This is a genomic window from Georgenia sp. H159 (genome assembly GCF_035607575.1).
Taxonomy (GTDB): Bacteria; Actinomycetota; Actinomycetes; order Actinomycetales; family Actinomycetaceae; genus Oceanitalea.
Window position 1 is genome coordinate 49,915 of sequence record NZ_JAYDZY010000006.1, and the last position, 14,055, is coordinate 63,969.

At 73.6% G+C, this 14,055-nt stretch carries 8 protein-coding genes; 1 reads left to right on the forward strand and 7 read right to left on the reverse strand.

Annotation, left to right across the window (positions count from 1 at the left end):
• Positions 1 to 11 precede the first annotated feature (11 nt).
• The 5 genes from VR894_RS08375 to VR894_RS08395 form a co-directional block, all read right to left on the reverse strand.
• Positions 12 to 662 (reverse strand): thymidine kinase, encoded by a 651-nt coding sequence (locus VR894_RS08375; protein WP_324650922.1) that lies wholly within the window; start codon positions 660 to 662, stop codon positions 12 to 14.
• Positions 662 to 1,834 (reverse strand): alkaline phosphatase family protein, encoded by a 1,173-nt coding sequence (locus VR894_RS08380; RefSeq protein ID WP_324650923.1) that lies wholly within the window; start codon positions 1,832 to 1,834, stop codon positions 662 to 664. Before VR894_RS08380 ends, VR894_RS08375 begins: the two co-directional genes overlap by 1 nt.
• Positions 1,831 to 2,415, reverse strand: coding sequence for a DUF5998 family protein (locus tag VR894_RS08385; protein ID WP_324650924.1), 585 nt, complete (start codon positions 2,413 to 2,415; stop codon positions 1,831 to 1,833). Before VR894_RS08385 ends, VR894_RS08380 begins: the two co-directional genes overlap by 4 nt.
• Positions 2,397 to 5,132, reverse strand: a complete 2,736-nt coding sequence (locus VR894_RS08390) for a GNAT family N-acetyltransferase (RefSeq protein ID WP_324650925.1) — start codon at positions 5,130 to 5,132, stop codon at positions 2,397 to 2,399. Before VR894_RS08390 ends, VR894_RS08385 begins: the two co-directional genes overlap by 19 nt.
• A 263-nt stretch (positions 5,133 to 5,395) precedes the next feature.
• Positions 5,396 to 9,106 carry a fibronectin type III domain-containing protein gene (locus tag VR894_RS08395; RefSeq protein WP_324650926.1) on the reverse strand — a complete coding sequence of 1,237 codons (3,711 nt, stop codon included), beginning with the start codon at positions 9,104 to 9,106 and terminating at the stop codon, positions 5,396 to 5,398.
• 199 nt (positions 9,107 to 9,305) lie between these two features.
• Between VR894_RS08395 and VR894_RS08400 the strand changes: the two genes are divergently transcribed.
• Entirely contained in the window at positions 9,306 to 11,762 is a 2,457-nt protein-coding gene (locus VR894_RS08400) for a DNA topoisomerase (ATP-hydrolyzing) (protein ID WP_324650927.1), read from the forward strand.
• Between the two features lie 151 nt (positions 11,763 to 11,913).
• Here VR894_RS08400 and VR894_RS08405 read toward each other — a convergent pair whose 3' ends face one another.
• Positions 11,914 to 12,966, reverse strand: coding sequence for a GNAT family N-acetyltransferase (locus tag VR894_RS08405; protein ID WP_324650928.1), 1,053 nt, complete (start codon positions 12,964 to 12,966; stop codon positions 11,914 to 11,916).
• 61 nt (positions 12,967 to 13,027) lie between these two features.
• Positions 13,028 to 14,047 (reverse strand): GNAT family N-acetyltransferase, encoded by a 1,020-nt coding sequence (locus VR894_RS08410; protein WP_324650929.1) that lies wholly within the window; start codon positions 14,045 to 14,047, stop codon positions 13,028 to 13,030.
• Between the last annotated feature and the right edge of the window lie 8 nt (positions 14,048 to 14,055).

The window sequence follows — 14,055 nt, forward strand, 5'->3', positions numbered from 1 at the left end:
GGCGACCCCGTTCACTCGAGCAGGGTCGGTGGGCTGAGCTCCACGGCCCCGGCGACGACCGCTGTCATCCGCCGCACGTGGTGGCGCCGGCACAGGACCTCGTAGCCGACGCCGGCGCCGGGTGCGGTCTCCGCCTCGGTGTCGCCGACGACGACCTGCTCGCCCTCGGTGACCATCCGGCCGTCGACGGTGCGTGCGTTGTGGGTCGCACGCCGTCCGCACCAGCACAGCGTCTCCACCTGGATCTGCTCGACGCGGTCGGCCAGCTCGAGCAGCCGGGCGGAGCCCGGGAACAGGCGCGTGCGGAAGTCTGTGGTGATCCCGAAGGCGAAGACGTCGACGTCCATGTCGTCCACCAGCCGCGCCAGCTGGCCCACCTGGTCCTCGCTGTAGAACTGGGCCTCGTCGCAGACGAGGTAGTCCACCCGCCGACCGTGCGTGCGCCGGTCGACGACCTCCTGCCAGAAGTCCGTGGCGTCGTCGGCCTCGACCGCGGCGACTGCCAGACCGAGCCGCGAGGAGAGCACCCCCAGCCCCGCCCTGTCGTTGCGGCTGAAGATCAGCCCCTCCAGGCCGCGGCGGCGGTAGTTGTAGTCCATCTGCAGGGCCAGGGTGGACTTGCCGGAGTCCATCGTCCCGGCGAAGAAGACGAGCTCGGCCACTACACCACCACGCGCAGGAGCGGGATCTCGAGCTCGGCGGGGGTGAGCGAGCCGTGCACCCCGACGAGGGCGATCGACGACGGCGTCTGGGTCCGTGAGTCGACCACGGCCCGGGTGCCCCGGGTGGCGACGACGACGTCACCGACGGTCGTCCGGTGGCGCTCGCTGAGCGTCCCGAACAGACCGATCTGCTCGGCCTCCTCCCGCAGCAGCACCCAGGCCGAGTCGCCGAGCACGTCACGCCAGCGGTCCGCGACGGCGCCGGCCGTACCCGCCTCGACGTGCACGTGGACGGCGCGCGGCTCACCGGCGACGAGGACGACGTCCCGGTCGAGCTCGGGTGTGGTGGCGACGTCGATCCGGGAGTCGGGTCCGAGGTCGACCATGCCGTGGTCGGCGGTGACGAGGAGGAGGGTCCCGGCGGGCAGCAGCCGCGCGAGCCGGGAGATCTCGGCGTCGACGAGCTCGACGGCCTCCCCCCACTGCCACGACCCCCAGCCGTGCTGGTGGCCCATCTTGTCGACGTCCCCCCAGTAGAGGTAGACGAGGTCGGTGTCGCGGGCCTTCAGCAGGGTGCAGGTGGCGTCCACACGGTCGGCCAGGGAGTCCGCGGCGACGAAGCGGGGACCGCGCAGGGCCGCCTCGGTGAGGCCCGAGCCCACGAAGCGCGCCGGTCCGACGCTGGCGACGCGCCGCCCCCAGGAGGTCGTCCCCAGCTGCTCGACGAGCGTGGGCTGGGGCTGCCACTCGCGCGGGGAGATGGTGGCCTCCTCCCAGCTGACGAGGTTGAGGAGCGAGCCGTCCGCGTCGTTGCGCACCGTGTAGCCGAGCATGCCGGTCTGCCCGGGGCAGGACCCGGTGCCGAACATCGTCAGGCTCGCGGCCGTCGTCGAGGGGTAGCCGCTGGTGAGGGTCAGCGCGTCCGGCAGGTGTGAGCGGAGGAACGGTGCGTGGCCGCCGCGTGCCGCGAGCATGTGGGCACCCATGCCGTCGACGAGCACGACGCAGACCTTGGGGGCCTGCGGCAGCCCGAGGGTGCTCCTGTCCTCGGCGGAGGTGCGACCCCCGCTGGTGGTCGGGGCGCCGACGGCGTCGAGCGCGGCCGGCAGCACGGCACGCAGGCTGGCGCCCTGATAGTCGGGGAGCCGGAGGTCGCTGGGCGGCTCGATCACGACGCCGCCACCGTGGCGGCGGACAGCGCCCGGGCGAAGTCGAGGGCCTGATCCAGGGCGTTGCTGCCCTCTGCCTGCGCGCTCACCCGCACGACGACGTCCTCCGGGGTGAGCAGGCCGGTGTAGCCGTGGTCGGCGTCGCACTCGGGGTCGCTGCACCCGGCCGGGGCGAGGTCCACCTGCTGCGCGCCTCCCCAGGTGACGGCGATGGTCAGCTCGTCGGACCGCAGGCCGCCGTGGGTGCTCGCGGGGTCGCTGACGCCGTGGGTCAGGGCGACCGAGGCGATCCGGTCGATGGGCACGGCCTCGGTGGTCGCGGCCGCGGACGGGACCTCGTTCCCGGGGACGTCGTCGACGTGCGCCATCACGAGCCGGGTGGGGGTGAGCGCCAGCGCCGTGAGGTGGCGCCGCACCTCGCGCGAGTCGAACGTCGTCTCGGGGTGGACGAGGTAGGCGCGGACCTCCTCGCCGGCGAGCGCGATGTCGAGCACGCCCTGGACGAGTCGCGGGTAGTACCCGGCACGGTCCAGGTCAGCACTCAGCTGGGCCTGCAGGTCGTTCCTCACGTTGCGGCGGTCCACTGGTCCATCTTGGCACCACTTGCGCCGACACCGGGAAGCACGCGACGTCCGCTGTCGGCGCGGCCGGGCTGCGCGACCTCGACGACGGCACTGAGCAGGGCGGCGCCGCGGCGACCGACGAGCACCGGGTTGAGGAGCAGCTGGCGCACCTCGGGCAGGTCGTCGGTGAGCACCGACACCCGCGCCACGACGTTCTCCAGCGCCCTGACGTCCAGGACCGGCAGGCCCCGGTGCCCGAACAGCCGGGGAGAGGCCTTGGCCGAGCGGATCATCTGCGCGACGTCGACATCGGTGAGCGGCGGGATCCGGTAGGACACGTCGTCGAGGAGCTCGACGGCGTCCCCTCCGAGGCCGAAGGACACGACCGGACCGTAGAGCTCGTCCTCGGTCCCGCGGACGACGCAGGCGACACCGGAGGGGGCCATCACCTGGACATCGAAGCCGTTCGGCTCCCGGCCCACGGCGGCGAGGTCACGGGCCATCACCGTCATGGCGGACGTGAGCTCCGCGGCGGTCCGCAGGTCCAGCCGGACGCCACCGAGATCGGCGCGGTGCCGCAGGATCTCGTCGCGGGTCTTCAGGGCCACCGGCCACCCGAGCTCCTCGGCGGCGGCGACCGCCTCCTCGGCGCTCGTCACCGCGCGGGAGGGCACGAGGGTGAGGCCGTAGCAGGCGAGCAGCTCCGCGACGGCATCCTGCTCGAGGCGCACGACGTCGCCCGTGTCGAGCCCGCGCAGGACGGGTGCGAGCAGCTCCCGGGCCCGTGCCGGTGCCAGGCCGCTGGGGTCGACGAGCTCGCCGCGGTCCCCCTGGCGCCACCGCGTGTGGCTCACGGCACCCGCGAGCGCCGCGACGGCGTCCGACGGGGTGGCGAAGGCGGGCACCACCCTGCCCTCGGCGGTGAGCTCCGGGGTCAGCCCGAGAAGTCCCTCGACGGCGGCGAGGACCGGCCGCTGCTCCCCGGCGGCCGCGGCTGCCACGGCCCGCCACACGCCCGGGTCTCCCCCGCCGAACGGCGGGACGTGGGCGACGACGAGCGCGTCCCACGTGTCGTCCTCCCGCAGCCGCGCGAGCTCGCGGGCGTAGTCCTCCGCGCCCGCCAGTGCGTGCAGCCCGGCTCCCGAGACCTTGGGTCGCAGCCCGTGGCTGCGCGCCGTCCCGGCGATGGTGCTCGTCAGGGCGCCGGAGTTGCTCAGCACCGCCGTGCGGGGGCCGCGGGGCAGCGGCTGAGCGGCCAGCAGCTGGGCGAGGTCGAGCATCTCCTGGGTGGTGCGGGCGCGGATGACCCCGGCCTGGTCGAGCATCTGCCCGAACACCCGCTGGGGCTCGCGGGTGGTCCGCACGGTGTGTCCCGGTGGCACCTGCTGGCCGGTCCGGCCGCTGGCGACGGTGATGAGCGGCGTGGTGGCGCTGAGCCTGCGCGCGATCCGGGAGAACTTGCGGGGGTTGCCGACCGACTCGAGGTTGATGACCGCGGCGGCGATCTCCGGGTCGTCCTGCCACGCCTGCATGGTGTCGTTGCCGGAGACGTCGGCGCGGTTCCCGGCGGACACGAAGCTGCGCAGCCCGATCCCGCGCTGCTGGACGGCGGCGAGCAGCGCGCTGCCGATGGCACCGGACTGGGTGAACAGCGCCACGCCGCCCCGGCCGATGCCCTGGCGCAGGGTGGCGTCCAGGCGACCCGCCTGCCCGTTGGCCACCAGCCCGTAGGAGGCCGGCCCGAGGAGCCGCATCCCGGCCGCGCGCGTCCGACGCACGAGCTCCTCCTGCCGCTGCCGGCCCACGGGGCCCTCCTCGGCGAAGCCGCCGGACAGGACGGCGACGGCGTGCGCGCCGAGGGCGGCGATGTCGGGGACCGCCGCGACGACGGCGTCGGGCTCCCCCGCGACCACGGCGAGCTCGGGCCCGGCCCGGCCGGACTCCGTGAGGTCGCGAGCGAGGTCCACCAGGGCGGGGTACGCCGCGGCGTCGTCTAGACCGACGACGTGGACGGGCCCGGTGAAGTCCCCGGCACGGATCGTGGCGGCGGCGCGCTCGGCGAAGACCTGCTCGGGCCCCCCGAGGCCGACCACTACCACCGATCCCGCGGAGAGCATCGTGCGCATGCTCAGCGACTCGGCCCGCTGCTCACGCTCTGCCATGACGGTCCAGGAGCGCCCGGTCTCCTCGATGTGGAAGTCGACGTGGAGGACGCCGTCGTCCAGCTCCTGGCGCACCTCGTACCCGGCGTCGCGGAAGACGCGGATCATCCGCGCGTTGGCGGGCAGCACCTCCGCGGTAAAGCGGGCGACGCCTCGCTCGCGGCCGGCGGCGGCGAGGTGCTCCAGGAGCACCGAGCCGAGCCCGCGGCCGTGCTCGGAGTCGGCGACGTAGAAGGCGACCTCGGCGACGTCCGGCTCGATGCGGTCGTACCGTCCGACGGCGAGGATCCGCTCACCGCTCGTGAGGACCAGGGCGACGCGGTCGTCATGGTCGACGTGCGTGAAGCGGTGCAGGTCCTTGTCGCTGAGCCGGGCCATCGGCGCGAAGAAGCGGTAGTACTGCGACAGCGGGGACTGCCGCTGGTGCAGCTCCTGCAGGGCCGGGGCGTCCTCCGGCGTGATCGGCCGGATGTGCATGGGGATCCCGTCCCGCAGCACGACGTCGGCCTCCCAGTGCGCCGGGTAGGGCGGGGGGTCCTCGGGGGGCGTCGCGGGGCCGGTGACGTCCTCGCTCATGGTCCCACCCTAGTTCGCCGGGCACGCGCCACGCCCGCCGGCCGGCGCGGGGTGCCCGGCGGCCCGGCGTGCCGTGCACCCGCGACCTGCCGGCACCGCGGCGACCGGACCCGGGCCCGGGACGACGCGCGTGGGCGGCGCGACGACGTGAAGGGTTCGGGCCCTGGAGGGACCCGAACCCTTCACGGTACGGAGGAGCCGGCCGCGCGGCGGAGCCGGCCGCGCGGCGGGGCCGGCGGCATCCCGCGCGGCCCCGCTGCGCGCTAGCTCCGCCTGTGCACGACGCCGACGCCCACGCCGCCGAGCATCAGGAGGCCGGCCACCGCCGCCAGGACGAGGACCGGCGCCCCGGTGACCGGCAGTGCCGTGCCCTGGCCGTTCCCTGCACCCGGTCCGTTCCCCGCACCCGGTCCGTTCCAGTTGCCCGGCCCGTTGCCGTTCCCGTTCCCGTTGCCCGGCCCGTTGCCGTTCCCGTTCCCGTTCCCGTTGCCGCTGCCGTTCCCGTTCCCGTTCCCGTTGCCGTTCCCGTCGCCGTTCCCGTCACCGGCACCGACCGGCGGGAGGAGCTCGATCTGCGTAGGCGTGGGGTTCGCCGCCAGACGCGCACCGGTGTCCGCCGGCGCGGCGTCGGTCAGCTCGAGCAGCCCGCCCATGTCGATGCTGCCGTCCTCGGCGATGCGCGGGACGATCGACAGGTCGAGGCTGACGAACCAGTCGTCGGTGACGTCACGCCCGTCGAGGTAGTTGCTCTCGTCGGTCGTGATGGTGTCCTCCTGCTCCTTGAGCTCGATGTCGTCGGCCTGCCGCCCCCGGTAGGAGATGAACCCGGAGACCTCGTAGTCGGTCGTCGGGGCGGCGGTCGTCAGCTGGAGGTTCATCCGGCCGTCCTCCTCGCTCACCTGGCCGTTGTGGTAGGCGGTGACGTCGTGGACGCGGACGTCCGGGCCGGAGTTGCTCGTCACCCCCTTGGCGAGGTTGTCGTAGGACACCGAGTTCCGCAGCAGGTGCCGCCCGGGCATGCTCTCCCCGCCGAGCTTGAACCCGTTGCCCTCACCGACCGTCTCGAGCTCCTCGTCGGCCTCGAGCCAGCCGTTGCGGTAGGCGACGGAGTCCTCGACGACGACCACGCCGATCGGGCCCTCGGTCGACTTCGCGTACAGGTCCCAGCCGTCGTCGATGTTGTGGTGGGCGATGCTGTACCGGAAGACGTTGCCCTCGCCGACGGTGAGCTTGGCCGCGAAGCCGTCCGCGTCGTTGCCCAGCGGGTCGGCGTTGTTGTGCGCGACGCTGGAGAGCACGAGGTTGTCCGAGGGCCACATGCTCGGCGGCTCGTCGGAGCTGCCGGAGATCTGCACGCCGGTGTCGCCGTTGTGGTGCGACTCGATGCGCTCGACGACGTTGTGGTGCCCCTGCACGAGCAGCGGCTTGTGGTAGCCCTGGGAGCCGGTGAGCTCGAGGTCGTACAGGTGCCAGTGGTCACCGCGCAGCAGGATGCCGCCGGTCTCCGAGTCCGACAGGTCGAGCACCGCCCGGGTGCCGGGCGCCGACATCAGGGTGATCGGCGCGACCGCGGTGCCGTCGTTGCCACGCTCGATGACGACGGCCCGGTCGGGCCGGTAGGTCCCCTCCCCCAGCACGACCTGCTGACCGGGCTGCGCGAAGCCGACCGCGGTGTGGAGGTCGAGCGGGTCCTGCGGGGTGCCGTCCGCGTCGGGCGTGCCGTCCGGCGCGACGTGGATCGCCTGGCCGGCCTCCCCGTAGCTCGCGACGGTGATCCGCAGCGGCAGCTCGACGTCGTCGTAGGAGGCGAGGTCCTCGTACTCACCGAGGTCCTGCTCCTCCCTGGGTGCGGGCGTGAGCCGGGCGGTGAGCTCGTTGACGCCGGGCGACAGGGGCACGGTGACGGTCGGGCGCGCGCCGGGAGCGACCGTCACCGGCTCCCCGACGGGCTCGCCGTCGGCGTCGGTGACGACGGCGGTGCCGTGGACGTTGCTCACCAGCGGGACCTCGAGGGAGCGGTGCGGGGTCGTGCGGGTGACGTCCGCGCCCAGCGTGGGCTCGATGTACGTCGTCGGCGGGTCGACCGCCTCCTCGTCGTCCTCCGGACGGATCGTGGTGAGCTCGATGTCGCTCACGGTCACGTCGATCTTGCGGGTGACGAACACGCCGGCGTAGAAGGAGTCCTCCGTCTGCTGGAGCAGCAGGTCCGGGTCGTAGGTGATGATCTCCTCCACCTCGCCGTCCCGGTGCCAGATCGCGTGGAACCCGGTGTTGGAGCGGCGCAGGGTGAGCTCGTAGACGTCACCGGTCTGGAAGCGCGGCGGGTTCGCGTTCGTGCCCTCCGTGTAGCCGTCGCGGTAGTCCCAGTCGAAGGGCTCGGACGTGGACATGTCGCGGTCGGGCGAGGAGACCGTGGGCGCCTCGGTGTAGCCGGTGACGAACTTGCCGCCGGGGGTGCCGTAGCGGGTCTCGGTGGTGCCGTCGACGTCGCGCACGTACTTCGCCGCCATCGAGCCGGCGGAGTTGAAGTAGCGGGCCGAGGCGTCTCCGGGGACGAACGTGTCCACCGCGACGACCCCGAACCCGGACTGGTTGTCCTTGGACTCGGCGTCGTTGACGGTGAAGGTGGCGGAGAGCGTGAAGTTCTCCGTCTCCGGGTCGATCTCGGTGTAGTAGTAGTGGAAGCCGTCCTCGGAGTCGGCGATCTTGCCGTTGTGGTCGCGCGTGTCGAAGCGGAGTGCGCCGTCCTCGAGCTCGGTCACCGAGCCGCCCGACCCGACGCCCGCGTGGGCGAGCAGCCAGCGCTCCACCTCGCCGGACACCGTCACCGGGTAGGGCTCGGACGTCGTGGTCTCCTCGCCGCGGTGGGCGGTGACGACGACCTCGTAGTCCTCCCCGGGCACCAGCCCGGAGATCTCGGCCTCCAGGCCCGTGACGTCGGCGGCGGCGGTCACGAGGTCCTCCTCGCCGGCCGCGCGGTAGGCCACCGAGTAGGCCTCGGCCTCGAGCACCTCGGTCCACTCGACGGTGACCGTGGCGGAGCCGCCGGTGACCGCGCTGGTGAGCACCGAGGTGACCTCGCTGGCGCCGAGGGGCAGCGTGAAGGCCGGGGCGTCGACGGCCGCGGAGCTCAACGGCTCCTCGCCCTGCCGGTGCAGCGCGACCTGGACGCTGTAGCTGCCGGAGGCGGGCGGGGTCAGCGCGAGCGTGCCGGACCCACCGGCCGCGGCGTTCATCGCGGTGTCGACCACGTCACCGGCCTCGTCGAGCAGGGTGGCGCTGGCGTAGTCGCCCCCGTCGGCGCCGACGACGCCCGTGTAGTCGACCCCGAGGCGGGAGGGGTCGGACTCGTCGACCGCGACGCCGTCGATCTGCGGCGCGGCGACCTCCTGCCACGGCAGCCGCTCCGGAGCCTCCCCGGCCCGCAGCTCCAGGGCGTAGATGTTGACGCCGGAGGACGGGGAGGCGAGGTAGTACTCGCCGGCCTCCGGGACCTCGATGGTCTGCGTCGGGATGACGTCACCCGGGTCCCCGAACGCGGGAACCTCCTCGACGACGGCGCCGGTCCCGACGGCGTACAGCGCGAGGGCGCGGTCGGAGCTCGAGCTCGAGCTCAGCGCGTGCACGTCCAGGGTCGCGGCGCCCAGGGTGGCGAACCGGACGGACCGGAAGTCGGCCTCGCCGGCACCCCCCAGCTTGAGGCGCTGGGTGAAGTCGGCGCCGTTGGCGCCGGTCTTGGCGTTGGCGTCCACCTCGACGGTCTTGTCCCCCGTCGCGGTGACGGTGAAGACGCCGACGGTGACGGGCGCGTCGTACACGCCCGGTTCCATCGTCGAGACGTCGAGGACCTGGCCGGGTTCCGGTTCGTCCGCGACGGCGAGGGAGGCCGCCGGGGCCAGCCCAGCCACGGCCAGTGCGGCGACGGCCAGCGTGGCCAGTGCCGGGCGTACGGGTGATCTGCGTGACAGTCGCATGAGACTCCTCGTCGTGTCCTGTGCTGTCCGCCCCGGTGTCCGCGACTGTGCGGAAACGCTTACATCGGGCGTGCCATCGAACGTACCAGAGCCCCGACGGCCCGGCCAGCCCCCTGCCCCCGCCCCGTCGGGTCACCGCTGGGGACACGGCGCCGCCCGCTGCACGGCCGATCGGCCCGGCGGGGTGAGAATGGAGCACATGCCACGTCGCAGCACCCCGCCGCCTCCCGTGCCGTCGCGAGTCGTCGACATCGACGTCTCCAGCGAGATGCAGGGCTCGTTCCTCGAGTACGCCTACTCGGTCATCTACTCGCGCGCCCTGCCCGACGCCCGGGACGGCCTCAAGCCCGTGCAGCGCCGGATCCTCTACCAGATGGACGAGATGGGCCTGCGCCCGGACCGCGGCCACGTCAAGTGCGCGCGCGTCGTCGGCGAGGTCATGGGCAAGCTCCACCCGCACGGCGACACCGCGATCTACGACGCCATGGTGCGCCTGTCCCAGGACTTCTCGCTGCGGGTTCCGCTCGTCGACGGCCACGGGAACTTCGGATCGCTCGACGACGGGCCGGCGGCGCCCCGCTACACCGAGGCCCGGCTGGCGCCGGCCGCCATGCTCATGACGGCGGACCTGGACGAGGACGTCGTCGACTTCGTCCCCAACTACGACAACCAGCTGACCCAGCCCTCGGTGCTGCCATCCGCGATGCCCAACCTGCTCGTCAACGGTGCCTCCGGGATCGCCGTCGGGATGGCGACGAACATGCCGCCCCACAACCTCGTCGAGGTCATCGCCGCGGCGCGCCACCTCATCGCCCAGCCGGACGCGACGCTCGAGGAGCTCATGCGCTTCGTGCCGGGGCCGGACCTGCCCTCCGGCGGGAAGATCGTGGGGCTCGAGGGCGTCCGGGACGCCTACGCCACCGGACGCGGCTCCTTCCGCACCCGGGCCACCACGCACGTGGAGAACGTCACCGCCCGCCGCAAGGCGATCGTCGTCACCGAGCTGCCCTACCAGGTGGGGCCCGAGCGGGTGATCGTCAAGATCAAGGAGGCGGTCGACGCCAAGAAGCTCCAGGGCGTGACGGACGTCGCCGACTACACCGACCGCTCCCACGGGCTGCGGCTCGTCATCGACGTCAAGAACGGGTTCAACCCCGAGGCCGTGCTCGAGCAGCTCTACCGCTACACGCCGATGGAGGAGTCCTTCGGGATCAACAACGTCGCGCTCGTCGGGGGCCAGCCGCAGACGCTCGGCCTGCGCGAGCTCCTGTCGGTGTACGTCGAGCACCGCCTCGTGGTCGTACGCCGGCGCACGCGCCACCGGCTCGACAGGCGCACCGAACGTGCGCACCTCGTCGAGGGGCTCATCCGGGCGATCGCGGACATCGACGAGGTCATCGCCGTCATCCGGTCCTCCGACGACGCCGATGCCGCCCGCACCCGCCTCATGATGGTCTTCGACCTCTCCGAGCCGCAGGCCGAGTACATCCTCGCGCTGCGACTGCGCCGGCTGACGAAGTTCAGCCGGCTGGAGCTCGAGGGCGAGCTGGCCGACCTCCTCCGGGAGATCGAGGAGCTGCGCGCCATCCTCGGCGACGAGGCCCTGCTCCGGAAGGTGGTGAGCGACGAGCTCGCCGAGGTCGCCGCCACGCACGGCACTCCCCGTCGCACCGTCCTGCTCGAGCACGCCGGCGGGCCCGCGACCGGCTCGGCCGCGTCCGCCCGCAAGGGCGGCACGAGCGTCCCCCTCGAGATCCCCGACGAGCCGTGCTGGGTCGCGCTGTCCGGCACCGGCCTCATCGCCCGCGGAGCCCACGAACCACCGCGCCAGGGGCCACGGGTGGCGCACGACGCCATCGCCTCGGCGGTCCCGGCCCGCACCCGCGGCGACGTCGGCGTGGTGCTCAGCAGCGGCCGGTGCGTCAAGCTCTCGGTGCTCGACGCCCCGGGGCTCCCCGCGACGGACTCCGCACCCGGCTTCTCCGGCGGCACGCCGATGGCCGAGCTGGTCCAGCTCGAGCCGGGCGAGCGCGTCGTCGGGCTGACGCGGCTGGACGACGACGCCCCGCCGCTGGCGCTCGCCACGGCCGCGGGCACGGTCAAGCGGGTCGCGACGAGCGACCGTCCCGGGAACCGTGACGCGTGGGAGCTCATCTCCCTCAAGCCCGGGGACGCGGTCGTCGGCGTGGCGCACGCGCCCGACGAGCACCGGCTCGTCCTCGTCACCAGCCAGGCGCACCTCCTCCACTTCGCTGCCGGCACCGTCCGTCCGCAGGGGCGCGGCGCCGGCGGGATGGCCGGCATCAAGCTGCCCGAGGACGCCCGGGTGGTCGGCTTCAGCGCCGTCGACCCCGACGACGTCTCCCGCAGCCTCGTCGTCACGGTCGCCGGGTCCTCCGCCGCCCTGCCGGGCACCGAGGCGGGCAGCGCCAAGGTCACCCCGCTGGACCGGTTCCCCGGCAAGGGGCGGGCCACCGGCGGGGTGCGCGCACACCGCTTCCTGCGCGGCGAGGACACGCTGACCGCCGCGTGGGTCGGGCTCGAACCGCTGCGCGCAGTGGGCTCCGGCGGTCAGCCGGTCGACCTGCCCGACGTCGACGAGCGGCGCGACGGCTCGGGCCGGCCGCTCCCGGCCCCCATCGCCGCCATCGGCTGACACCACCCCTCCCCTGCGCCCACAGCGGGATCACCCGCGCCGACAGCGGGATCACCTGCGCCGACAGCGGAGTTGTATCCGTTCACGGCACGCGACCCAGCGCTGGGCGCCCGGCGGCGCGCCGGGTGCGGCGCGGCGAGGGGGTGCTGTCTCAGACGGTGCGGGTGAACATCAGCGAGCCGCGGGTGGGCTCGAAGCCGAGCTGACCGAAGAGGCCGTAGTCCCCACCGGGCTCCGGTGAGTCGACGCCGAGCCCGGCGTACTGCATCCCGTCGGCAGCGTATGCGCGCATGGCCCGGACCAGCAGTGCCGTCGCCACCCGCATGCCGCGCCACTCCTCGCGCACCCCGAGGATCTCGGTGTACCCCTCGCTCCAGCCCTGGGCGGCCCAGTCGCCCTCGTACCGCCCCGACATGAGGTAGCCAGCCACCCGGGCCCGGTCGCTCGTCCGGTCCAGTGCCACGAAGCTCCATGCCGGCGCGAAGTAGGTGCGCCCCTGCAGCCACGTCTCCGGGGTGTGCAGCTCGCCTCCCCACTGGTCCTTGAAGGCGTCGTTGTGCGCGCGGCGCACGGCGTCGTCGAGGGCGGGATCCCACGGCTCGATCGTCACCTTGCCCTTCGGACGGACGTCCGGCAGCTCCAGCGACAGGTCGCGGCGCATCTCGGTGTACCAGCGCGTCGGGAGGAAGCCCGCGAGCCGCAGCATGTCCTGCGCGTCGCTCATGTTGTCCTCGACGTGCACCACCGCCAACGCGTTGGGGCGCCCGGCCTCGTCGAGGATCGCGCGGGCGGCGCGCAGCTGCCACTCGAGGAGGGTGGTGCCGATCCCCCTCCGCCGCCACGCGGGGTCGACGCCCCCGTCGCACAGCGCGCGGCACGTCCCCGCCGTGGGACGCACACGCAGGATCGCGTACGCGCGAGGCACGCCGTCGGCGTCCATGCCGATCACCTTCGCGGTGCCGACGTCGGCGCTCACCCGCGCGAAGGTCTCGGCGGACTCCTCCGCGGTGGTGCGGTAGGGCGGGTCGTCGTGCTCCTCGATGCGCGAGAGGAGTGCCACGAGGGCGTCGTTCTCGGCGAGGGTGAGCCACTGCCAGCGCAGCTCGTGCCCGTGCGGGAGCTCGAGTGCGCCCAGGCCACCCGCCACGGCGCCCCCGGTGCCGGGCGCGGGCGGGCGCGGGCCGTCGTCGAAGTCCTCGAGCATGGTCCGACGATACGTGCTCGTCCCTGCCAGGCCTACCGCCTGCCGCTCCGGGCGGGCTTCCTCACACTTCGATGGTGTAGAGGATCCGGGCGGTCCGGGGCTCGTAGCCCATCCGCGTGTAGAAGTGGTAGGCCCCCGAGGGGTTCTCCATGTCGACGTCCAGCGCCGCGACGTCGACGCCGTCGCGGTGCAGCGCACTGAGCACCGAGACGAGCAGCGCGCGGGCCACCCCCGAGCCGCGGTGCTCCCGCAGCACGCCGAGGAGCTCGGTGAACCCCTCGCTGTGCCCGAGCGCCTCCCACTGGTGCTCGTGCCGTGCCGTGAGCGCGTAGCCGGCGACCTCGCCGGAGTCCACGTGCACGGCCACCATGCTCCAGGACGGCTCGAGGTCACGCAGCTGCGCCGACCAGGTGCCCTCGTCGACGGGCTGGGAGCCCCAGTGGTCACGGAACGCCTCGTTGTGGGCCCGGCGGACCGCACCGTCGATCTCCGGCGACCACTGCCGGATCTCGTAGCCCTCGGGCACGCCCACCGCCTGCGGCTCCTCGGTGAGCGGCAGCCGCATCTCGCGGAAGGTCCGCTTGGGGCTGAACCCGGCCGCGGCGTAGAGCCGGCGGCGGTCCTCGAGGTGCTCGTCGACGTAGGCGGCGATGCGGCCGGGGAGCTCCGGGTCCAGCGTGGCGAGGATCTGCCTCGCGCGGTCGTCCTGCCAGGTGAGCAGCGCGCGCCCGATGCCCCGGCCCCGCCAGGACGGGTCGATGGAGGCGGCGATGAACACGCGGGCGTGGGTCTCGTCACCGCGGGGCGAGTAGACGAACGCGGCCGCCCGGAGCTCGTTCCCGGTGTCGAAACCGCCCAGGCTGTCCGCCTTCATCCCGGTCGACGGGCGGGCGAGGATCTCCTCCACGCGCGCCCGGCTCGTGCGCAGCACGGGCTGGTCCACCGTCTCGCACCGCTCCACGAGGGCCATGGCGGCGTCGGAGTCGTCGGGTGTCAGCGGGCGCCACGTGAGGCCGAGATGTGCGCCGGGGATGGTCGCCTCGGCGGGCGGCGCAGCGCGGTCGGGGAGCAGGTCGGGCATAGCGGAAT